This window comes from Sphingomonas sp. (assembly GCF_042096255.1).
GTDB lineage: Bacteria > Pseudomonadota > Alphaproteobacteria > Sphingomonadales > Sphingomonadaceae > Sphingomonas.
This window is the reverse complement of sequence record NZ_JBELLZ010000065.1, coordinates 1-20,969: the sequence shown is the minus strand read 5'-3', so window position 1 is coordinate 20,969 and position 20,969 is coordinate 1. Positions and strand designations below refer to the sequence as shown.

The following is a 20,969-nucleotide window of genomic DNA, read 5'->3' as shown; positions in this document are numbered from 1 at the left end:
AGGACGCGGCCCTTTCACGGCTGAAACACGGGTTCGAGTCCCGTAGGGGTCACCATCCTCCCGCGGGCGTCGCAGGAGGACAGGATGGCGCAGCACGCCACGGCACCATCGCACCGCGTGCGCGCGATCCTGGGCGGATCGGCCGGGAATCTGGTCGAATGGTACGACTGGTACGCGTATTCGGCCTTCACCCTCTATTTCGCGCCGCATTTCTTCCCGGCGGAGGACCGCACCACCGAGCTGCTGAGCACGGCGATGGTGTTCGCGGTCGGCTTCGTCATGCGCCCGGTCGGCGGCTGGCTGATGGGCGTCTATGCCGACCGCCACGGTCGCAAGGCCGGGCTGGCGCTGTCGGTCACCCTGATGTGTGCCGGATCGCTGATCATCGCGCTGGTGCCGACGCGTGAGACGATCGGCTGGGCGGCGCCTGCGCTGCTGGTGCTCGCGCGGCTGATGCAGGGCCTGTCGGTGGGCGGGGAATATGGCGCCAGCGCGACCTATCTCTCCGAGATGGCGGGGCGGGACCGACGCGGCTTCTTCTCCAGCTTTCAGTATGTCACGTTGATCGCCGGCCAGCTGGTCGCACTGGCGGTGCTGTTGCTACTCCGAGCACTGTTGGGAGAGGCGGCGCTGGAGGCGTGGGGCTGGCGCATACCCTTCGCGATCGGCGCGGCGCTGGCGATCGTTGTCTATTGGATCCGCCGCCGGCTGGCCGAGACCGAGAGCTTCCGCAACGCGCAGGCCGAAGGCGCGCCGCGCTCCAGCCTCACTGCGCTGCTGCGCGAGCATCCACGCGAGTTCGTCACGGTGATGCTGCTCACCGCGGGCGGCACGCTCGCCTTCTACGCTTACTCGATCTACATGCAGAAGTTCCTGGCCAACACCGCCGGGTTCAGCCGCGGCACGGCGAGCACGATCAGCGCCGCGACCCTGTTCGGTTTCATGTGCCTCCAGCCCCTCGCCGGCGCGCTCTCCGACCGGATCGGGCGCAAGCCGCTGATGGTCGGCTTCGGCATCGCCGGCGTGCTCGCCACCTATCCGATCTTCTCCACGCTGGAGGGCGTGCGCGATCCCTGGATCGCCGGCGCGCTCGTGCTGGTCGCGCTGGTGATCGTTACCGGCTACACCTCGATCAACGCGGTGGTGAAAGCGGAGATGTTCCCGGCGCACATCCGCGCGCTCGGCGTCGCCTTTCCCTATGCGGTGGCGAATGCCATGTTCGGCGGCACCGCCGAGGCGGTGGCCTTGTGGTTCAAGCAGGCGGGCTGGGAGCGGGGCTTCTACTCGTATGTCACCGCAATGATCGCGGTGTCGCTGGTCGTGTACCTGCGCATGCGCGACACCCGGACGCACAGCCGCATCGTCGAGGACTGATGAGGAACTGGCCCCACTTCCGTTCGCCCTGAGCGAAGTCGAAGCCTGTCCTGAGCGCCTGCCTGTGCAGGCAGTCGAAGGGGGCAAGCGCTGCGCCCTCCAAGTGCTTCGACTTCGCTCAGCACGAACGGGTGGGGAGTAGTTGCGCTCTAGGTTAGCGGCGCTTCGGCTCCGGCGGGCGGAGTGCCGGCACAACTCGCGCAGCATCCTCCAGGTCGATGTCGGGGCGGGCGCCGGCAGGAATGGTTTCGTCGCCGCGGGTGGCGCGGGCGGCGCGCAGGATCGCCTCCACCAGTCGGGGGTAGATGCCGCAGCGGCACAGGTTGGTGATCGTCCGCCGGATCGTCTCCTCGTCGGGATCCGGGTTCGCCTTGAGCAGCGCCGCGGCGGTCATCACGATACCGGGGATGCAGAAGCCGCACTGGACGACGTTCTCGGCCAGGAAGGCGAGCTGGACGGGGTGCGTCCGCTCGCGCGACAGCCCCTCGATCGTGGTGACGAAGCTCCCCTCGGCGGCGGCGATGCTCAGCCGGCACGCGCGCACCGCCTTGCCGTCGACATCGACGGTGCACGCGCCGCATTCGCCGGTGTCGCAGCCGTATTTCGTGCCGGTCAGGTTCGAGGCGTCGCGCAGCGCCCAGAGCAGGGGCGTGTCCGGGGGCAGCCGGTATTCGATCGCCTGGTTGTTGACGGTCATCCGCGTCATGCGGTGCCGCTACGCCTCCACCCGCTCGAAATGGCCCGGTTCGAAGCCGTCGGTCGCCAGCGCAACGATCCGCGCCGCCACCGCCTCGGGCGGCTTAACCGACTGCGGGTCCTCGCCGGGAAAGGCGCGCGCGCGCATCCGGGTGCGCGTGGCGCCGGGATCGACAATCGCGGTGCGGACACGGCTGATCTCCGCCAGTTCGTCGCCATAAGCGAGCAGCAAGGTCTCGAACGCCGCCTTGGAGGCGCCATAGGCGCCCCAATAGGCGCGCGGCTTGCGGCCGACCGAGGAGGTGATGCCGATCACCTTGCCCGCGCTCGCCGCGCGCAGCAGCGGATCGAAGGCGGCGATCAGCGCCGCCTGCGCCGAGACGTTGAGCGTCAGCACCGCGGCGAGCTCCTTGGCGTCGATCGCCGGCACCGGCGCCAGCGAGCCGAGCGTCGCGGCGTTGAGCACCAGCAGGTCGAGCCCCGACCAGCGCTCGGCGGCGGCGGTGGCGAGGCGCCCGATCGAATCGCTCTCGGTCAGGTCGAGCGGCGCGATCGTGGCGGAGCCGCCCGCCTGGTGGATCGCCTCCTCCACCTCCTCCAGTGCGCCGGCAGAGCGCGCGGTGAGGATGACATGCGCACCCGCCGCGCCCAGCGCGATCGCGGTGGCGGCGCCGATGCCGCGCGACGCGCCGGTAACGAGCGCGAGCTGGTTTGCGAGAGGTCTTCCGGTCACAATAGCCATGCGCTCCGCCTAGGCGGGCGCGCGGCGGGTGGCTAGCCCACCCGCTCTTCAAGCATCGCGAACTGGTCCACCTCGGCGGCCTCGTCCTGGTCGGTCAGCGGCGTCGGATAGTCGCCGGTGAAGCAGGCGTCGCAATGGCCGGGACGGACCGAGGGCCGCCCGCCTTCGCCCAGTGCCTTGTATAGCCCGTCGATCGAGACAAAGGCGAGGCTGTCGGCGTGGATGAAATCGGTCATCCCGCCCAGATCCAGCTTGGCGGCGAGCAATTTGGCCCGCTCGGGCGTGTCGACGCCGTAGAAGCAGCTGTGCTTGGTCGGCGGCGAGGCGATGCGCATGTGCACCTCCGCCGCGCCCGCCTCGCGCATCATCTGCACGATCTTGAGGCTGGTGGTGCCGCGCACGATCGAATCGTCGATCAGCACGATGCGCTTGCCCTGGATCAACGCGCGATTGGCGTTGTGCTTCAGCTTGACGCCGAGATGGCGGACCTTGTCGCCCGGCTGGATGAAGGTGCGGCCGACATAATGCGAGCGGATGATGCCCAGCTCGAACGGGATGCCCGATTGCTGGGCATAGCCGATCGCGGCGGGGACGCCCGAATCGGGCACGGGGATGACGAGGTCGGCCTCCACCGGCGCCTCGATCGCCAGCTGCGCGCCGATCGCCTTGCGCACCGAATAGACCGACTGGTCATCGTAGATCGAATCGGGGCGCGAGAAATACACCCACTCGAAGATGCACGGCCGCGGCGCCATCGGCGCGAACGGGCGGATCGAGCGCATCTCGGTGCCCTGCACGATCACCAGCTCGCCTGGCTCCACCTCGCGGACGAACTCGGCACCGACCACGTCCAGCGCCACCGTCTCGGAGGCGAAGATGATCGATTCGCCCAGCCGCCCCATCACCAGCGGGCGGATGCCCAGCGGGTCGCGGCAGGCGATCATGCCCTCGGGCGTCATCACGATCAGCGAATAGGCGCCCTCGACCTGCTTCAGCGCATCGATGAACTTGTCGAGCAGCGTGCGGTACGAGCTGGTGGCGACCAGGTGGATGATCGTCTCGGTGTCGCTGGTCGACTGGAAGATCGATCCGCGGCGCACCAGCTCGCGCCGCAGCCGCTGCGCATTCGAGATGTTGCCATTGTGCGCGATCGCGAACCCGCCCGACGCCAGTTCGGCATAGAGCGGCTGGACGTTGCGCAACGCGGTCTCGCCAGTGGTCGAGTAGCGGACATGGCCGCAGGCGACCACGCCGGGCAAAGCGCGGATCACCTCGTCACGGTCGAAGTTCCCCGCGACATGGCCCATCGCGCGATGGGTGTGGAAGTGGGTGCCGTCCCAGCTGGTAATGCCCGCGGCCTCCTGCCCGCGGTGCTGGAGCGCGTGCAGCCCCAGCGCGACGAGCGCGGCGGCGCCGTCGGAAGCGGAGACTCCAAAGATGCCGCACTCCTCGTGCAGCGAATCGTCGTCGAACGGATGTGTGGTGAGCATGGCGGCTTTCACGGCGGGCTGGCACGGCAGGCTGGCCGCCATATAGGGGCTGTCGCGGAAATGTCATCCGGCGAACTGACCCGCGCGGAACGCGGGCGCACCTGCGTCGTTCGCACCGCCCCGGGAGAGGCCAATGGAAGATCTGCGCAAGACGTTGGAGCAACTGGAGCAGGAGGCCGCTCGTGTGCTGCACCGCGTGAACGACGCGGACCTGTCGGTGGTGACCGCCGAAAGCTGCACCGGCGGGCTGCTCGCCTCGCTGCTGACCGACATAGAAGGGTTGAGCGGCGCCTTCGAGCGCGGCTTCGTGGTCTATAGCGAGAAGGCCAAGTGCGAGCTGCTCGGGCTGGAGCAGAGGATGATCGATCGCTGCGGCGCGGTGAGCGCAATCACTGCCGAGGGCATGGCGCGCGGCGCGCTCGACCATTCGCACGCCGATGTCGCGGTGGCGATCACCGGCTTCGCCGGTCCGGGCGGGGAGGGGGACGAGGAAGGTCTGGTCTATCTCGCCGGCATGCGGCGCGGGCGCGATCCGGTGATCCGCGAGGAGCATTTCGGCACGATCGGACGCGAGGCGGTGCGACTGGCGACGGTGAAGGCCGCGCTGGCGATGCTGGACGCGGCGGTCTGAACGGGCACCACTGGCGATCCGCGCCCCCGCCGCCTAGATGCGGCGCATGGTCCGACCGCGCCTCGCCTATCATCTCACCGAGGGCACCGGCCCCGCCATCGTCTTCCTGCCGGGCTATGCCTCCGACATGCAGGGCGGCAAGGCGCTCGCGCTGGAGGCCTGGGCGCGCGACCAGCGCCGCGCCTTCCTGCGCTTCGACTATTCGGGCTGTGGCCAGAGCGAGGGCGTGTTCGCCGAGCAGACGCTGGCGCATTGGCTCGATGACACGCTGGCGATGATCGACGAGGCGGTGTCCGGGCCGGTGGTGCTGGTCGGCTCCTCAATGGGCGGCTGGCTGATGCTGCTCGCCGCGCGCGCCCGGCCCGACCGGGTCCGCGGCATGGTCGGCATCGCGCCCGCGCCCGATTTCACCGACTGGGGCTTCACCGCCGACGAGAAGATGGTCCTGCTGCGCGAGGGCCGGCTGGAGCGCGCCAACCCTTATGGCCCGGAGCCGACGCTCTACACCCGCGCCTTCTGGTCCTCGGGCGAGGCGCATCGCGTGCTTAACGGCGCAATCGCCTTTGAGGGCCCGGTCCGCATCCTCCAGGGCCAGCGCGATCCCGACGTGCCCTGGCACCACGCTACCCACCTCGCCGACCAGATCACCGCTGCCGACGTGCAGACCTGGCTGATCAAGGACGGCGATCACCGCCTTTCGCGGCCGCAGGACATTGCCCTGCTGGTCCGTGCGGTGGAAGACGTCAGCGCCCGAATCTGAACGGAGCCCCCATGAAGTACCTCCACACCATGATCCGCGTTTCCGATCCGGACGCGACCATTGCCTTCTTCGAGCTGCTCGGCCTGAAGGAGGTCCGCCGGATGGAGAGCGAGGCGGGGCGCTTCACCCTGATCTTCCTCGCCACGCCCGACGACATGAATGCCCCCGGCGAGCGCGCCAATGCCGAGGTGGAACTCACCTACAACTGGCCTATCCAAGGGCAGGAGCCCGAGGTGTACACCGGCGGTCGCAACTTCGGCCATCTGGCCTATCGGGTCGAGAACATCTACGACACCTGCCAGCGGATCCTGGATGCCGGGCACATCGTCCATCGTCCGCCGCGGGACGGCCACATGGCGTTCGTCAAGACGCCGGATGGCATCTCGATCGAGCTGCTCCAGGACGGCGTGCTGCCGCCGCAGGAGCCCTGGGCGTCGATGCCAAACACGGGGAGTTGGTGATGCTGGAGATCGTTCGTGTCCCCGTCCTTTCGGACAATTACTCCTGGCTGGTCCATGATCCGGACAGCGGTGAGACGATGGTGGTTGATCCGGGCGAGGCCGCGCCGGTCGAGGCCGCCGCGGCCGAGCGCGGCTGGACGGTTGGCGCGGTTTGGCTGACCCACTGGCATCCCGACCATATCGGCGGTGCGGACGCGTTCCGGGCGCAAGGTGCGCGCGTCCTCGGCCCGGAAGCGGAGCGGGCCAAGATTCCGATGCTTGGTGACGGCGTGGGGGAGGGCGATGTCCTTCGCCTCGGCGCGCATCCGGCGCAGGTGCTGACCGTTCCGGGCCACACCCAGGGTCATATCGCCTTCCACTTCGCGGGCGATGCCGCGATCTTCACCGGCGACACCCTGTTCGCCATGGGTTGCGGCCGGCTGTTCGAGGGCACGCCCGCCGACATGTTCGGCAACATGCAGCGCTATGCCGCCTTGCCGGACGAGACGCAGGTATTCTGCGGCCATGAATACACGCTGTCGAACGCACGCTACGCGGTGGTGGCCGAGCCCGGCAATGCGGCGACCGCCGATCGGCTCGCCGAGGTGGAGGCGATGCGCGCCCGCGGCGAGCCGACGATACCGACCACGATCGGCGCCGAGCGTGCAACCAATCCGTTCCTGCGCGCGTCCTCGGCGGAGGAGCTTGGCCAACGCCGTGCCGCCAAGGATGCGTTCAAGGGTTGAGAGGAGGCCGGACGATGCGTGCACCGCTGATCGTTGCTCTCGGCGTCCTGGCCGCCAGCCCGGCAGCGTCGGTTGACCGGCCTTCGGCAGACGATCGCCTGGCCAAGGCTCTGGCGGGGATGACGCCGGGATCGCCGGTGTCCTGCCTCGAACGGCGCCGCGAGACGGGCTATCGCGCAATCGGCGATGCCCTGGTGTTCCGCTACGGATCGAAGCTGGCATACGTCAACCGCACGCGGGGCGGCTGCAACGGCGTCGGACCGAACGAGGCGGTGGTGATCCAGGCCGGCATCTCGCGGCTGTGCACCGGCGATCTCGCCCGCATCGTCGATCCGCGCACCGGCATGGAGAGCGGCTCGTGCACGCTCGGCGAATTCGTGCCGTACCGCAAATGAAGCGCGCGGCCCTGCTCCTCTTAACCGCCCTGCCGCTGGTCGCTGCCAAGGACGACCCCTTTGCCGGGCGTGTCGCCGGCAAGCCCGAGCGCTGCCTCAACACCACCGTCACCAGCCGCGGCGGGGTGATCGTCGACGACACTACGATCTTCTATCGTGACGGGCCGCGGCTGTGGCGCACCGGTCCGCGGGGCAGCTGCCCGGCGTTGCGCCCGAACGCCACGCTGATCGTCGAGATCTGGGGCGGGCAGCTGTGCAGCGGTGATCGCTTCCGTGTGCTCGAACCAGGCGTCCGGATCCCCTCGGGCGCCTGCCTGTTCCGTGATTTCGTGCCCTACACGCGACCCCCGGCGCCACCCGCTTCTCAGCAGCGGATGTAGCGGAAGTACCAGACCTTAGCCAATGGCCCCTTATTACATTTTGCTTCCAAGGTCAAAAATAGGAAAGCTTAGCCCTCTGCAAGCTGGCGGTAATCACCGGGTAATCACCGTATCAAGCGAACGTCGATGTATGGCAGTCTTTAGGTAGGCCGCCTCCGCACCTTCGATCGCACCGCCGCCACCCACGACCGAGAATGCTCAGAATGGTTTCACGACTACAATGATGTATCTGGATGTCAGGCGAGACACCGGAAACGCCTAGCCAATCTAAAAGCATGTCCCGCAAATCTGCGCCAGTACCGGCCAGCGGCAGGTATATGACTTCGTTGCGGAGGTCGGTCCAGTGCACTACATCACGTTCTGCTAAGAGGTGCGTCGCCGGGAGCGCGGCAAGCACACGCTCGCTCCAAAGTGGCTCACATCGAAAGCCATTTTGGTTAGCCGCACCAATTAGCACTGCAACGTCGATTTCACCCATGTCTAGACCGGCAAAGAGAACATTGCGATCCGCTTCAACGCACTTCACGTCGACACCGCCATCAGCATGGCGCCAATCCATCATCGCTGCGCACGAGTTCCCGGCTGACAAGGAGGTGTTATGACCGAGCTCCATGCCGCCCTCTCGGTCTTGGCTCGCCGCATGCATCATCGCAACCATCCTGTCTGCTATTGAGACAATCTGCTTTGCGTTTTGAACGAAATACAACCTGCGAAAGTCAGCTTTACTCCTGCGCGAGTACGCTCAAAGATTGGCATCCCTAGTGAGCGCTCCAGTTTGCCGATGGAGCGACTTAGGGTAGACTGTTCAACATACAACGCCCTAGCGACACGGTAAAACTGCCGCGACATGCGGCCGCAATGACGAAGCTGTCGAACACCTATAGTCATACTATGCCTACGGCCGCATCATACTTCACGGCGACTCGGGAACAGGTGGAATAACCTTAAGCACGGCGCAACAAAGAGGCCGAGTATAGCTCCAGGTGCCGAGAAGCCTAGCTTTACAAAACGCCAAACTGTATCAGAGAGATTGGAACGCAATCTTGATAGGCGTTGGCAGGACGTAGCTCCTCCTGAGCGAGCCCCACCATCAGGATCGGTCGCACTCAACGAAAGATGCAAGTGACCGCGCCGGCAGAATGAGATAGTGAATCAGCAAAGCAGAATGGCGTGCTGCTTGCTTGCTGCTCTCAATGGGTTGGCGCTGAACCGCGCTCGTAGCGCTGAAAGCACCGCGTCTCCGTTAATTTAGTTCGCGCATTTCGAAGGCTTGCCTAGCTGCCTCGATGTCCTCGCGGTGACGCATCGCCCAGTCCAGAATGGCTCTCGTATGGGGCTCCAGCGATGCCCCTAGCGGGGTCACCTCGTACACTACTGCCACCGGCGATAGGCTAACCACCGATCGCGCTACTAGACCGCTTGCCTCAAGCCGGCGCAGGCAGTGCGTAAGAGCCTTTTGCGAAATGCCGGGGTTTGCTCGCTTAAGCGCGTTGAAGCGCGCAGGGCCGTCACACAGGATATTCAGTACGAGCAGCGCCCACTTCGCCGTCAGTTCCTCCAGCGTGGAGCGTATGAGCTCCAGGTCCTCGATCGACTTCGCCGGCATGCAGGATACTCCCGGTGACCTAGTACACAGCAGGTGCGTTATTGCCTCTAGGTTAAGGATGTATACCTGACTTGCGCAACGGTCGAGCGCGAGGGTGAATGGCAATGCAAAGCACATTTGGTGCCGCAACGGCGGCGCGGACAACGCTGGTCTTCGGCGCGACGGGCCGACAAGGCGGCGCGGTGGCCCGGGCGGCGATCCGCAACGGCGGATCGGTTCGCGCCTTGATACGTGACCCGGGCAGTGCGGCGGCCAAGGCGCTGGCTGCGGATGGCGTAGAACTGATCCCCGGCGATTTCAGCGATCCCGCTTCGATCCGTGCCGCGATGAAGGATATCGGCGGAGTCTTCAGCATCCAGCCCAACTCCGGCAGCGCCGGTTCCGGCGTTACCGACGCGGACGAGGTCCGCTATGGCAAGCTGACAGCCGATCTGGCGGTCGAGGCCGGCGTCGGCCATTTTGTCTATTCCTCCGCGAGCATCATCAGCAAAGGGCCGACAGGCATTCCGAATCTCGATTGTAAGATCGAGATCGAGGATCATGTGCGCGGGCTTGCGATCCCATGGACGATCGTCAGGCCAGCAACCTTCATGGAACTGCTTGCGGCGCCGGATTTCTGGCCCGAGCCCGATCTCCTCTACTTCTTCGCCGGACCCGAGCATCCGATCGAGTTCATCGCTGCCGACGACATCGGCAGGATCGCCGCTGCCATTCTCGACAGGGGTGACCGTTTCGCCGGCCAGACCATCAACATCGCGGGCGAGGTTCTCGATGGAGAGCATATCCGAGCTGCGCTCGGCAAGGCGCTCGGTCGGCCGATCGGCTATGCGCGGTTTCCCGACGCAGCGCTGGAGCAGCAGCCGATGTTAAAGCGGACGGTGAAGCTATTCGAGGCGGAAAGAGGGGCCGGCAATGCGGACCTGACGGCGCTCGAGCAAGAATTCGGACATTCGACCCGGCTGGAGGACTGGCTGTCCGGCGTGGGTGGAGCGCTCTTGCGATCGGCAACAGGCGCGTGATCTTTCAACAGTTTGGACCTAGCATGTCTGATATAGCATACTCCCGCATCGCAGTACGCCGCGCCGATGGCGTCGCGACCGTCACCATCGAAAACCCGCCCGTCAACGTTCTCGATGCCGCGCTGATGGGCGAGCTGCGCCACTTCCTCCTCTCGGTTGGCGAGGACGACGCGATCAAGGTCGTCGTATTCGAGAGCGCCAATCCGGACTTCTTCATCGCCCATGTCGACATGGCGCTGATCGACGATCCGCATGCGTTCGACGCGATCGCGCGCGACGTGCCTGCCGGGTTGAACGTGTTCCAAGCCCTCGGCGAGCTGGTGCGCAACTTGCCGCAAATCACGATCGCGAAGCTCGCCGGTATCGCGCGCGGCGGTGGCGCAGAGTTCGTTGCGGCGTGCGACATGGCGTTCGGCGCGATCGGCCGTGCAGGGCTGGGGCAGGTCGAAGCCTTGATGGGGATCGTTCCGAGCGGGGGTGCCATGCAGTACCTCTCCACGCGGATGAGCCGCGGCCGCCTACTGGAGGTCATCCTCGGAGCCGGACTGTTCGGAGCGGAAGAGGCAGCGGCCTATGGCTGGATCAATCGCGCGTTGCCGGGTAACGAACTCGACGCGTTCGTCGGCGAACTGGCGCGGAATATCGCCAGCCTTCCCGATGGCGTTGCGCGTGCAGCTAAGCGCGTCGTACCCCCGGCCGATCTGATGGATGGCTTTGCGCGAGAGGAAGCGGAGTGGGGCAAGCTCTTCGCTAATCCGGCCGCGGAGCGCCTCATCAGGGGCGGTCTCGCGCAAGGTGCGCAAACGCCCGACGGCGAGAAGCGACTTGAGGTCATTTTGCGCGAGATCGAAGCTGCTGATGCCAAGCCTCGGTGAACTTTCATGCTCGGCCGGGGGAGTGTCATTCGACCCCGGCCGAGATCTCTACACCACTGTCAGCCCACGATGGCGGTGACCCGGATTTCGATGCGCATCGTCGGCAAGCCCAGCGCTTCTACGCCCGTCTGTGTCCAGATCGGCGCTCGGTTGGGCATGTAGCTCCGAAACAGGCGAGCGATCGTCTCATTAACGATCGGAGGAAAGCCGCCGACGTGATACGAGTTAACGTGGACCACGTCCTTCCAACTCGCGCCCGCAGGCTCCAGCACGGTCTGCACGTTGCGGAAAGCCTGCTCGATTTCAGCTTCGATACCGTCAGGAATGTTCAAGTGATCGTCCCATCCGCCCTGGCCTGAAATCTCGACGCGATCGTCGATTTTCAAAGTCTGCGACATGTGAAGTCCATCGAACAGGGCCTGCCCGGCTCCCGGTGTGACGAACGTCTCGACTTTGGTCATTGGGTACTCCTTGTTGCGAAACGCACTGTTGATCAGCCTTGTGCGATTGTCAGCTGCGAGGCCGGTCCGCTGCGCGGATTGACTATTCCGGCCTCAGAAAACTGCTGGATGGGACGACCTCGTCGGTGCGAGCTCGCTGAATGGCGCATTCGCGTGCCAAATAGTCAACCAGCGCGCGCACGGAGGGCAGCAGGCCACGGCGGGACGGGAAGACGGCATGAACGATGCCAGGCTGGGGGCGCCAGGCTGGAAGCACGTGAACGAGGCTGCCGGTCCTGACGTCATCGGCGATGAAGATCGTCGGCAACTGGACCGCTCCCGCACCTGCGACGGCTGCCCTCCGCAGCACCGACATATCGTCCGTTATCAATCGAGGCGCGTGGGGCACCCCGGCAACCCGGCCGTCTGCGTGATGAAGTTGCCACGCATGGTCTCGGTGGGGTCGCACCAGATCGAGGCTCGGGAGGCTATGGAGATCCGCGGGTGACCGGAGCGGCCGCTCGATCAAAGCCGGCGCAGCGACTAGGCACTGCGCACTTTCGTCGAGCCTTCGCATCACCAGGTCGGTCGCTTCGAGCGGTGGGAAGCGAACGCGGATTGCGAGATCAAGCCCCTCGGCGATCACGTCGACGCGGCGGTTGGTGCTCTCGAGTTGTATCTGGACACCGGGATTTCCCATCATGAAATGCGAGATCAGCTCGCCGAATTGGAACGACAGCAAGGCGGTGGGGCAACTCATCCGAATCAGGCCGCGCGGCTCTCCCTTCACCTGCGCTGCCACCTGCTCAGCTGCCTCCGCCTCCACCAGCATCGCCACGCACCTGTCGTAGAATTCGCGCCCCACCTCCGTCACGGAGAAGCGGCGAGAGGAGCGGTTGAGCAGCCTGACGCCTAGGCGCTCCTCCAAGATCAGGACGCGCCGGCTGAGCAGCGACTTCTGAAGCCCGAGAGCTCGCCCCGCAGACGAGAAGCCACCGTGATCCACTACCGCGGCGAAGTAGTAGAGATCATTGAGGTCCTGCATCGTCTCCCAAATAGGACGATGCGTCTCCTGCGACAATCTTTTCGGCGCGGCGTCCTGACATAAACTCCATCCATGCACTGCCGCAGCGCGGCGTGAAAGCGAGGCAGCGATGGCGAAGGTTCTGGGCCGGTTCGGCAACGATCGGCAGCATTGGGTGGGCGACGGTTTCCCAGTCCGCTCGCTCTTTTCGTACAATGACCTGGGCGCGCATGTGAGCCCGTTCCTCCTGCTCGACTTTGCGGGGCCGCACGTGTTCGAGCCTACCCGGCAGCGCCGTGGGGTGGGCAAGCACCCGCATCGCGGCTTTGAGACGGTCACGATCGTCTACGAAGGTGAGGTCGAGCATCGGGACTCGGCCGGAAACGGCGGCGTAATCGGGCCTGGCGACGTGCAATGGATGACCGCTGCCGGTGGCATCATCCACGAAGAGTACCATTCACCGGGCTTCGCCCGAAGCGGCGGGCCGTTCCGCATGGTGCAGCTGTGGGTGAATCTTCCTGCCAGGGACAAGATGGCGCCCCCCGCCTACCAGGGGATTCTGAAGACCGACATACCCGTCGTTCCGCTCCCGCACGGCGCGGGCGAGATGCGCGTCATCGCCGGCGAATATGGTGACACGAGCGGCGCAGCACGCACCTTCACACCGGTCAATGTCTGGGATCCGGCCCTCAACGCCGATGCCGACGCGAGCCTGGAGGTTCCGGAAGGACATACCGCGATGATCGTGGTCCTCACCGGGCACGTCAGCGTCGCGGATTCCCATGCCGTCGGGGAGGCGGAGATGCTGCTGCTCGGCCGTGACGGCGGGGAGTTGGCGATCCATGCGGATGGCGAGACCAAGCTCCTCGTGCTGACCGGCGAACCGATCGACGAGCCGATCGTCGGGTACGGGCCGTTCGTCATGAACAGCGAGGCCGAGATCCGGCAAGCGGCGGAAGACTTTAACAGCGGTCGGTTCGTAACGACCGCGGCGTGATCGCACGGCCGGTCCTGTCGGGCGGGATGCGGCTTGGCTTTCCAGCGGAATGGTGCGCGCTGCCCTTTCGCCTGGTCATGGGTCTCGGCCCCCCCTGCAGCGCACAACCTCAAATGCAAGTGAGAACGGACATATGGCCAGCGAGACGATCCGCAACGGGCAGACAGACCATCTGCTTACGCCTGACAACGCCGCCTTCATCATCATCGACTACCAGCCGATCCAGGTCTCCTCGATCCGCTCGATGCCGCGCGACGAGCTGGTGTTCAACATCGTCAGCACTGCCAAGGCGGCGGTGAACTTCAAGCTCCCGATCGTGCACTCGACCGTCAACGTCGCGACAGGCCGGAACAAGCCGCCGATCCAGGAACTGCAGGACGTGCTCGGCCATCTGCCGACCTATGATCGCACATCAATCAACAGCTGGGAGGACACCGAATTCAAGCAAGCCGTCAAGGCGATCGGCCGGCGCAAGCTGATCATGACGGCGCTCTGGACCGAAGCCTGCCTGACCTTCCCAGCGTTGGATGCGATCCAGGAGGGCTACGAAGTCTATGTGCCGGTAGACGCGGTGGGCGGGACTTCTGTTGCGGCGCATGAGGCCGCGCTGCGCCGGGTCGAGCAGGCCGGCGCCAAGCTGATCAGCCGAGTGCAGATGTATTGCGAGCTGCAGCGCGACTGGGCACGCGAGGAGACCGTCCCCGGCTTCATGGACGTTTTCGAGAGCTTTGACGGTTTCAACCCTGAGAAAGCTGCGCAGACTGCGTAATTGCTACTTCGTCGGTGGCGGCCGCTTCGGCTGCCGTCACCTGCGACCCAGTGGCCTCTCAGAGCGCCACCTTCAATGGAGGCGTGATCAGCAGATGCGTGCCGTGCATGCTGCTCGGCTACCGTCGACGACAGAGCTCAAGCGGAACCACCGATCTCGGCTGGTCGATAGGGCCGTATAGGCGGGAGACCCCGGAAGCGGACAGTCGCTTCCGCCCACGTAGCGGACATTCGGCGCGAAGCGCATAAGGCCTGCATGAGCATTCTCCAGCATCTAGGTGTCACGATCCCGATCGTGCAGGCGCCCATGGCAGGCGTATCGACACCAAGCCTCGCTGCGGCTGTGTCCAACGCCGGCGGTCTCGGCTCGATCGGGATCGGCGCGTCCGGCGTGACCGACGCGCGGGCCATGATCAATGCCGTCCGCGTGCAGACCAGCCGCGCGTTTAACGTCAATCTCTTCGTCCACGTCCCACCAAAGTCCGATTCGGAGAGTGAAGCACGCTGGCTGGAAGCTCTGGAGCCGGTGTTCCGGCGATACGATGCTGCGCCACCTGCGTCCTTGCGGACGATCTACACCAGTTTCGCCGATGACGACGCCGTGTTGACGATGCTGTTGGAGACGGGACCGCCGGTCGTCAGCTTCCACTTCGGTGTCCCGCCGGCGGATCGCATCGCAGCGCTCAAGGCGGCAGGATGCGTCTTGCTGGCGACCGCGACAAGCCTTGCCGAAGCCCGGCGCATTGAGATTGCAGGCATCGACATGGTCGTTGCGCAGGGCTGGGAGGCGGGCGGTCATCGCGGCGTGTTCGATCCGGATGGGCCTGACGATGGGCTGACGACGCTCGCACTGACCAGACTGCTGGTAAAGCGAATGGGGATCCCGGTCATCGCTGCGGGCGGGATCATGGACGGCGCGGGCGTTCGTGCGGCCCTGTCGCTCGGCGCCGCCGCGGTTCAACTCGGCACCGCGTTCATCGCGTGCCCGGAAAGCAGCGCTGACGAGGCGTATCGTGCCGCGCTCGCCGGCGATGGCGCCGAACACACCGTGATGACGAGTGCCATCTCCGGTCGTCCGGCGCGATGCATCGCCAACCTCTTCACCGCTTGGGATCGATCGACGAGTATCCGTCCCCCGGATTATCCGATCGCCTACGACGCAGGCAAAGCGCTAAACACCGCCGCAAAGGCAAGGCAGGAAGGTGGGTTCGGAGCGCAATGGGCGGGTCAGGGCGCTCCCTTACACCGTGTAATGCCGGCAGCTGCGCTTACCCAGGTCCTCTGGCAAGAAGCGAGTGAGACTGGCTGAGGCGCGCGCCGGGAAATGTTGGCTCTCTTCCGCTAGCGGACGTTGAGCCCTTGTGCTTCGCACCGGCGGTTTATGAGTTTACGTTATAGTGAATAGAGCCGAAAGGTCGATAGTAGTAATTCGCTGGCGCAGACCAGTCCGGCAAAACCCAGTTCAATCAGACATGTGCTTCAGCGCCGATACTGCCTGCCGGGTTGCTTCAGTCAATGCGGTGGGCAATCGGTCCAGCTCAAACCACTCCAGTTCTGAAAGTGCATCGGGCTCCATAATGGTCGCTGTCCCCTCGTAACGCTCGACGCGAAAAACGGGGGCGATCCAATGCTGGCCCGCCCCGGGGTCAATCTGATCGACCACGCAGAGCAGATCGGTAGGTCGGATGACGATTCCGAGCTCTTCTCGTATCTCACGCGCAGTCGCATCGGCTACCGTTTCGAACAGATCGACTTTACCGCCCGGCAGGCCCCAACATCCGGCCTCGGGCTCGCGCCGCCTGCGCACGAGAAGGATCCGCCCATCTTCGATGATCGCGGCACCGCAGCCAACGCGAGGCGCAACAGCTTCAGCGTTCATCGAGCGCAATCCACTTGGTTTCGGCAGCCACCTTCCGCTGCGCGATCTTCGAAATTGCGCACAGCCGGCCTTGCTTGTTGGTTCGAGTTACCGCGCCTGGGCAGGTCTCGCATCACGCGTCTATCAGGAAGTCGACGGTTAGTCTGCTTGTAGCGTGCATTCGCAGGCGAACCATCTCGTGCGATGCGAGCCGAAACTATGAGTTGCGGTCATCAAGCAGTCAAGCAGGGCGCATCAGCTATGAACGTGATCCCAAACGCGTGAGATGACGACGGAGCCTTCCCCGACGGACGAGGCGACACGCTTGACCGATCCCGCGCGAACGTCGCCGACCGCGAAGATGCCGGGGCAGGAGGTGGCGTAAGCCGAGCTAGCGTCCGCCTCGCGTCCCGTCACCACGAACCCCTTGTCATCCAGCTTCACCAGATCGGCCAGCCAACCCGTATTCGGGACGGCGCCGACCATCACGAAGACAGCGCAGGCGGCGACGTCCTCTTCCGCGGCACCCTTGCGGATCGTGACCGCCTCCAGCACCTCGCCGCCGTGGAGCGCCGTGACTTGGGCACCATATTCGATTGCGATCGCGGGATCCGCCTCCAGCCTGCTCGAAAGATAGCTGGACATCGACGCTGCGAGCGAGTTGCCGCGGATGAGAACGCGGACACGCGTGGCGACACGACTGAGGAACATCGCGGCCTGCCCCGCGGAGTTGCCGCCGCCGATGACGACGACCTCCGCGTCGCGACAGAAGCGAGCCTCGTTTTCCGTGGCCGAGTAGTAGACCCCAGCGCCTTCGAAGTCGGCGAGCCGGTCGATGGACAGGCGGCGGTACTGGACACCGGTCGCAATCACCACCGCCCGCGATCGGATGCGTTGACCGTTGTGGAAGGTCGCGCAGAAGCTGCCGTCGTCCAGCCGATCCAGCGCCTCGACGCGGAGCGGCATGGCGAAACGGGTGCCGAATTTCATCGCCTGAACTTCGCCGCGCCAGACAAGGTCGGCGCCTGAGATCCCGGTCGGGAAACCCATGTAGTTCTCGATTCGGCTCGACGTGCCGGCCTGTCCACCGACGGCGATGTCCTCGACGACCAGCGCGCTGAGACCCTCGGCACCGGCGTAGACGCCGGCCGCCACGCCGGCAGGTCCACCGCCGACGATCAGGACGTCGATCGCCTCATCGTCCACGAGATCCTGATTCACGCCCATCAGCCTGGCGATCTTCTCCGGCGTCGGATCGTCGACCACCATGTTCTTGCCGAAGATCACGGCGGGCCGGCCGGGATCGGCTGAACAGCTGGATGCGACAGCATGCGCCTCCGCGCTGTTCAGCGCATGGGACGCGCAGGGGAGCCGATTGCGCGCGGCGAACTCGGCGATGCGGCGAACGTTTCGGTCTTCCGCTTCGCCGATTACGACCAGCGAGCTGGCGCCCAGCTCCAGCTGTTTGCGCCGGCGCGCCGCCAGGACCGTGATGATGATATCGGACATCTCTGGCACGTGAGCCATCAGCCGAAGCATCTCGACCCGGGGCACCTCGATCACCCTGGTGTCGCGAGACGCGCGGAACGCCATCGACCAGCTGCCGCCCGATAGGAAGGAGATTTCCCCCATGAACTGCGTCGGTCCGAGCGTCTCCGGGATGAGGCGCTCGCCGGTGAACGCGTTCATGACCTCGATCTCGCCCTCCTCCACATAGACGAAGGTCCCGACTGGTTGTCCCGGGCGAACAAGAACCGTACCAGCCGGGTAGCGGACCTCGGAACCGGCGCTTCGGATCGCTTCCACATGCGATGCGGAAAGCGGTACCCGCTGCATCTCCGCGAGATCCCGGCCGATCGTTTCCATCGCAATCTCCGCTAACCCAATTTCCAGCTTGTGCTCACCCGATTGAGCATGTGTGCCATGGCAGCTGCGACAGCGGTAGCATCGCCCAGTGAGAAGCGCTGTCGCACCAGGCGGAACACCGCTCCTTTTCTATGGCCTCTGTTCCGCGATCCGGAGGGCCGGGACAACATCGCTCCCGAGGAGCTCGATCGCTCGTAGCATCGCCAATGTCTCACTGGCCGCGGAGGTCATCTGGAAGGCGATGCGCGTGATCCCGCCCAACACCTCGCTGGCATGGCGGACCTTCGCGATGACGGTCGGCGGATCGCCGACAAGAAAAGCGCCCTGCGGACTGGCCATCTCGTCGAACTGCGCGCGGGTGGGCTGTGCCCAGCCTCGTTCCTGCGCATATTTACCGATCATCCGCGCCCAGCCCGGAAAGAAAGTGTCGCGCGCGATCTCGTTCGTATCGGCGACGAAGCCCATGGCATGAACCGCGACTTTGAGCTGATCGGCCTCGTGGCCAGCGGCAAGCCCAGCTTCACGATAGAGGGCCACCAGCGGGCGAAACCGCTCGAAGGTGCCTCCGATGATTGCAATCATGAGCGGAAGGCCGAGCCGACCCGCTCGCGCGAACGACTCCGGCGTGCCGCCGACACCGACCCAGATCGGCAGACGAGCCTGATGCGGCCGGGGGTAAACGCCTTGGCCGGCAAGCGCTGGCCTGAAGCGGCCCCGCCATGAGGGGCGCGTCGTTGCGCCAAGCTCAAGCAGCAGCTCGAGCTTTTCGGCGAAAAGATCATCATAGTCCGACAGGTCCAGGCCAAATAGAGGAAACGCTTCGATCGATGATCCTCGTCCGGCGACGATCTCGGCTCGGCCGCGCGAGATAAGGTCGAGCGTGGCAAATTCCTGGAAGGTTCGTACCGGATCCGCTGCGCTCAGGACCGTGACAGCGCTGGTCAGCCTGATGCGCCGAGTGCGAGCTGCGGCCGCGGCAAGGATTGTCGCAGGCGTAGAATCGAGGAACTCGGCGCGATGATGCTCGCCAATTCCGAAGAAATCCAACCCTGCGCGCTCGGCGGCCTCGATTTCATCGAGCAGGCTCGCCATCCGATCGGCAGGCAAAGGCAGCTCGCCGGTCCTCGGGTCCGGGAAAATGGCGGCGAAGCTGTGGATGCCGACGTCCATAACATGTGTCCTTGGATGTTCTGACGTCTCGCGATCAAGCGTGCGCGGCTCGGACGATACAGGGAGAGACGGCGAGGCTTGTGGGTGGCGAGCATGGGCTCGCCACCCCGCCGCATCAGAAGCCAGAGCTCTCCAGCGACTTCACGTCGGTATTGAGCAGCTGCTGCTCCCACAGGAAAGCGATGCCGCTGCCCGGCTCATGCTCCTTCAGCAGCTGAACGAACTCCTCGATGTGCTCGGTACGCGCGTGGTCGCGCTGCCACTCGGACGCGAGCGCCAGCCATGTCATCACGTTGGCGCCAGCGGCAATCATCCGCTGCACGGCACGCTCGTGCGCCTCGGTCGTCACCCCGCCGCAGGCATCGGTAATCACGGTAACGTCCCAGCCGTCGCCGAGCGCGTGGATCACCGGCATCGCCACGCAAATCTCGGTGTAGAGACCCGCGATGATCAGCTGCTTGCGGCCGGTCGCCTTGACGACATCGACGACCTTCGGGTCCTCCCAAGTGTTAAGCGTGGTGCGATCGATCACCTCCTGATCGGGGAAGACGTCCGTGATCTGCGGGAACACGAGACCGCCGCGATCGGCGATCACGCTGGTGATGATCGTGGGAACGCGAAAAGCCTTGGCCGCTTTCGTCAGGCCGGCGGCGTTGCTGACCACTACGCTTGGAACGTGGCTGTTGAGGTTGGCGAGCTGGAAGGGCTGGTGATCAATCATGACCAGCACGGAGTCTTCGGGACGAAGGAGCGAATCGAAACCGTTACGAAAGCTCATGTTGATCTCCTGTTGTTTGGAGCCGGCGGATGGCGGGGCGGCAGCGCTAGGGCGTTGCCAACCAAAGCATTGGCATTCCGGATTTCGGTACGCTAGTCTCGTGTTTGGCCACTTTGTGTCACACTATTGAGGACACCGGATGAACACGCAGGATTTGCGAACATTTGTTGAGGTTGCCGACTCAGGCGGCCTGACCGCTGCTGCGCGCAGGCTCGGGATCGCCAAGGCGGTCGTCAGCCGCCAATTGATCAGGCTAGAGGCGGACCTTGGCATCCAACTGCTTGCCCGAACCACGCGAGGGGCGTCACTGACAGAGGCAGGCGCCACCTTCCGCGAGTATGCGGCGAAGGTGATCGCCGACCTGGACGCCGCGCGGGAGACAATCCTGCCCGCCGGTGATCTCCGGGGGCGCCTGCGCATCGCAGCACCGCTCACATTCGGCCCGACGCACTTCGCACCAGTCTTGTCCGAGCTCGCGCGCAAGCACCAGGCCCTGCAAGTTCAGACCTGTTATGGCGACCGCTTCGTCAACCTGATCGAAGAAGGCTTCGACTGCGCGATCCGCGTCGGTCGCCTTCCTCCTTCGACCCTCCTCTCCACGCGTGTCGGACCGATCTACGCCACGCTGGTGGCGAGCCCGGATTACGTCGAGCGGCACGGAGCTCCCCAGACGGTCGAGGAGCTGCTTGAACACCAGGCCATACTCCAAGGCACGGAACCCTGGTTCCTGACGGACGGCGACGAGATCTTCTCGGTCAATCCGCAAGGCCGCTTCAAGGCCGACAACGGGGTCGCTATCGTCGCAGCTGCACTGGAAGGGCTTGGCATTGCCATGTCGCCGAATGGGTTGATTGCAGAACTGTCCGTCGTCAGAACATTCGGCACAACTCGCGGCGTAGATTAGCGGAGTGCGG

At 65.0% G+C, this 20,969-nt stretch carries 25 protein-coding genes; 13 read left to right on the top strand and 12 right to left on the bottom strand.

Annotation, left to right across the window (positions count from 1 at the left end; genetic code table 11):
* Positions 1-84: 84 nt before the first annotated feature.
* A complete protein-coding gene (locus ACFDTH_RS12440; RefSeq protein WP_375287851.1) occupies positions 85-1,374 on the top strand; it encodes an MFS transporter in 1,290 nt (429 codons plus the stop codon).
* A 154-nt stretch (positions 1,375-1,528) separates the two neighbouring features.
* Here ACFDTH_RS12440 and ACFDTH_RS12435 read toward each other — a convergent pair whose 3' ends face one another.
* Genes ACFDTH_RS12435 through purF form a run of 3 tightly spaced genes read right to left on the bottom strand, consistent with a single transcriptional unit; the run spans position 1,529 to position 4,302 of the window.
* On the bottom strand, positions 1,529-2,080 hold the full coding sequence (locus tag ACFDTH_RS12435) for a (2Fe-2S)-binding protein (protein WP_375287850.1): 552 nt from the start codon (positions 2,078-2,080) through the stop codon (positions 1,529-1,531).
* Positions 2,081-2,089: 9 nt separating this feature from the next.
* Complete coding sequence (locus ACFDTH_RS12430; protein ID WP_375287849.1) at positions 2,090-2,812, bottom strand: SDR family NAD(P)-dependent oxidoreductase; 723 nt, start codon at positions 2,810-2,812, stop codon at positions 2,090-2,092.
* 32 nt (positions 2,813-2,844) lie between these two features.
* Entirely contained in the window at positions 2,845-4,302 is a 1,458-nt protein-coding gene (gene purF / locus ACFDTH_RS12425; protein WP_375287848.1) for an amidophosphoribosyltransferase, read from the bottom strand.
* 133 nt (positions 4,303-4,435) lie between these two features.
* Between purF and ACFDTH_RS12420 the strand changes: the two genes are divergently transcribed.
* The 6 genes from ACFDTH_RS12420 to ACFDTH_RS12395 are packed head-to-tail and all read left to right on the top strand — an operon-like array spanning position 4,436 to position 7,654.
* Positions 4,436-4,933, top strand: coding sequence for a CinA family protein (locus tag ACFDTH_RS12420; protein ID WP_375287847.1), 498 nt, complete (start codon positions 4,436-4,438; stop codon positions 4,931-4,933).
* Between the two features lie 46 nt (positions 4,934-4,979).
* Positions 4,980-5,693 carry an alpha/beta fold hydrolase gene (locus ACFDTH_RS12415; protein WP_375287846.1) on the top strand — a complete coding sequence of 238 codons (714 nt, stop codon included), beginning with the start codon at positions 4,980-4,982 and terminating at the stop codon, positions 5,691-5,693.
* Positions 5,694-5,704: 11 nt separating this feature from the next.
* Positions 5,705-6,154: a VOC family protein gene (locus tag ACFDTH_RS12410; RefSeq protein ID WP_375287845.1), complete on the top strand. Its 450-nt coding sequence runs from the start codon at positions 5,705-5,707 to the stop codon at positions 6,152-6,154.
* Positions 6,154-6,879: a hydroxyacylglutathione hydrolase gene (gene gloB / locus ACFDTH_RS12405; protein ID WP_375287844.1), complete on the top strand. Its 726-nt coding sequence runs from the start codon at positions 6,154-6,156 to the stop codon at positions 6,877-6,879. Before ACFDTH_RS12410 ends, gloB begins: the two co-directional genes overlap by 1 nt.
* 14 nt (positions 6,880-6,893) lie before the next feature.
* Positions 6,894-7,274, top strand: coding sequence for a hypothetical protein (locus tag ACFDTH_RS12400; RefSeq protein WP_375287842.1), 381 nt, complete (start codon positions 6,894-6,896; stop codon positions 7,272-7,274).
* Positions 7,271-7,654 carry a hypothetical protein gene (locus tag ACFDTH_RS12395; RefSeq protein ID WP_375287840.1) on the top strand — a complete coding sequence of 128 codons (384 nt, stop codon included), beginning with the start codon at positions 7,271-7,273 and terminating at the stop codon, positions 7,652-7,654. Before ACFDTH_RS12400 ends, ACFDTH_RS12395 begins: the two co-directional genes overlap by 4 nt.
* Positions 7,655-7,766: 112 nt before the next feature.
* Here ACFDTH_RS12395 and ACFDTH_RS12390 read toward each other — a convergent pair whose 3' ends face one another.
* The 3 genes from ACFDTH_RS12390 to ACFDTH_RS12380 form a co-directional block, all read right to left on the bottom strand.
* Positions 7,767-8,267 (bottom strand): LysR substrate-binding domain-containing protein, encoded by a 501-nt coding sequence (locus ACFDTH_RS12390; RefSeq protein WP_375287852.1) that lies wholly within the window; start codon positions 8,265-8,267, stop codon positions 7,767-7,769.
* 53 nt (positions 8,268-8,320) lie between these two features.
* The gene (locus ACFDTH_RS12385; RefSeq protein WP_375287839.1) at positions 8,321-8,503 is read right to left on the bottom strand and encodes a LysR family transcriptional regulator; all 183 of its coding nucleotides are present in this window, start codon (positions 8,501-8,503) and stop codon (positions 8,321-8,323) included.
* A 394-nt stretch (positions 8,504-8,897) separates the two neighbouring features.
* Positions 8,898-9,260 carry a winged helix-turn-helix transcriptional regulator gene (locus ACFDTH_RS12380; RefSeq protein WP_375287837.1) on the bottom strand — a complete coding sequence of 121 codons (363 nt, stop codon included), beginning with the start codon at positions 9,258-9,260 and terminating at the stop codon, positions 8,898-8,900.
* Positions 9,261-9,358: 98 nt separating this feature from the next.
* On the opposite strand from ACFDTH_RS12380, the gene ACFDTH_RS12375 reads away from it, so the two are divergent.
* Together ACFDTH_RS12375 and ACFDTH_RS12370 are read left to right on the top strand one after the other, a co-directional pair.
* Positions 9,359-10,279 carry an NmrA/HSCARG family protein gene (locus ACFDTH_RS12375; protein ID WP_375287836.1) on the top strand — a complete coding sequence of 307 codons (921 nt, stop codon included), beginning with the start codon at positions 9,359-9,361 and terminating at the stop codon, positions 10,277-10,279.
* A complete protein-coding gene (locus ACFDTH_RS12370) occupies positions 10,276-11,154 on the top strand; it encodes an enoyl-CoA hydratase/isomerase family protein (RefSeq protein ID WP_375287835.1) in 879 nt (292 codons plus the stop codon). Before ACFDTH_RS12375 ends, ACFDTH_RS12370 begins: the two co-directional genes overlap by 4 nt.
* Before the next feature lie 59 nt (positions 11,155-11,213).
* Here the strand turns inward: ACFDTH_RS12370 and ACFDTH_RS12365 are convergent, their stop codons facing one another.
* Both ACFDTH_RS12365 and ACFDTH_RS12360 read right to left on the bottom strand, forming a co-directional pair.
* Positions 11,214-11,615: a Rid family hydrolase gene (locus ACFDTH_RS12365; RefSeq protein ID WP_375287834.1), complete on the bottom strand. Its 402-nt coding sequence runs from the start codon at positions 11,613-11,615 to the stop codon at positions 11,214-11,216.
* An 82-nt stretch (positions 11,616-11,697) separates the two neighbouring features.
* Positions 11,698-12,639 (bottom strand): LysR substrate-binding domain-containing protein, encoded by a 942-nt coding sequence (locus ACFDTH_RS12360; RefSeq protein WP_375287833.1) that lies wholly within the window; start codon positions 12,637-12,639, stop codon positions 11,698-11,700.
* Between the two features lie 109 nt (positions 12,640-12,748).
* On the opposite strand from ACFDTH_RS12360, the gene ACFDTH_RS12355 reads away from it, so the two are divergent.
* The 3 genes from ACFDTH_RS12355 (at position 12,749) to ACFDTH_RS12345 (ending at position 15,692) form a co-directional block, all read left to right on the top strand.
* Positions 12,749-13,615, top strand: coding sequence for a pirin family protein (locus tag ACFDTH_RS12355; RefSeq protein ID WP_375287832.1), 867 nt, complete (start codon positions 12,749-12,751; stop codon positions 13,613-13,615).
* 133 nt (positions 13,616-13,748) lie between these two features.
* The gene (locus ACFDTH_RS12350; RefSeq protein ID WP_375287831.1) at positions 13,749-14,384 is read left to right on the top strand and encodes a hydrolase; all 636 of its coding nucleotides are present in this window, start codon (positions 13,749-13,751) and stop codon (positions 14,382-14,384) included.
* Positions 14,385-14,639: 255 nt separating this feature from the next.
* On the top strand, positions 14,640-15,692 hold the full coding sequence (locus ACFDTH_RS12345; RefSeq protein WP_375287830.1) for an NAD(P)H-dependent flavin oxidoreductase: 1,053 nt from the start codon (positions 14,640-14,642) through the stop codon (positions 15,690-15,692).
* A gap of 153 nt (positions 15,693-15,845) precedes the next feature.
* Here the strand turns inward: ACFDTH_RS12345 and ACFDTH_RS12340 are convergent, their stop codons facing one another.
* The 4 genes from ACFDTH_RS12340 to ACFDTH_RS12325 all read right to left on the bottom strand — a co-directional run bounded on the left by ACFDTH_RS12340 (position 15,846) and on the right by ACFDTH_RS12325 (position 20,055).
* Complete coding sequence (locus tag ACFDTH_RS12340) at positions 15,846-16,262, bottom strand: NUDIX domain-containing protein (RefSeq protein ID WP_375287829.1); 417 nt, start codon at positions 16,260-16,262, stop codon at positions 15,846-15,848.
* A gap of 234 nt (positions 16,263-16,496) precedes the next feature.
* Complete coding sequence (locus ACFDTH_RS12335; protein ID WP_375287828.1) at positions 16,497-18,107, bottom strand: FAD-dependent oxidoreductase; 1,611 nt, start codon at positions 18,105-18,107, stop codon at positions 16,497-16,499.
* A gap of 129 nt (positions 18,108-18,236) precedes the next feature.
* Positions 18,237-19,277, bottom strand: coding sequence for an LLM class flavin-dependent oxidoreductase (locus ACFDTH_RS12330; protein ID WP_375287827.1), 1,041 nt, complete (start codon positions 19,275-19,277; stop codon positions 18,237-18,239).
* 115 nt (positions 19,278-19,392) lie between these two features.
* Complete coding sequence (locus tag ACFDTH_RS12325) at positions 19,393-20,055, bottom strand: hydrolase (RefSeq protein WP_375287826.1); 663 nt, start codon at positions 20,053-20,055, stop codon at positions 19,393-19,395.
* A gap of 139 nt (positions 20,056-20,194) precedes the next feature.
* Between ACFDTH_RS12325 and ACFDTH_RS12320 the strand changes: the two genes are divergently transcribed.
* The gene (locus tag ACFDTH_RS12320; protein ID WP_375287825.1) at positions 20,195-20,959 is read left to right on the top strand and encodes a LysR family transcriptional regulator; all 765 of its coding nucleotides are present in this window, start codon (positions 20,195-20,197) and stop codon (positions 20,957-20,959) included.
* Positions 20,960-20,969 lie beyond the last annotated feature (10 nt).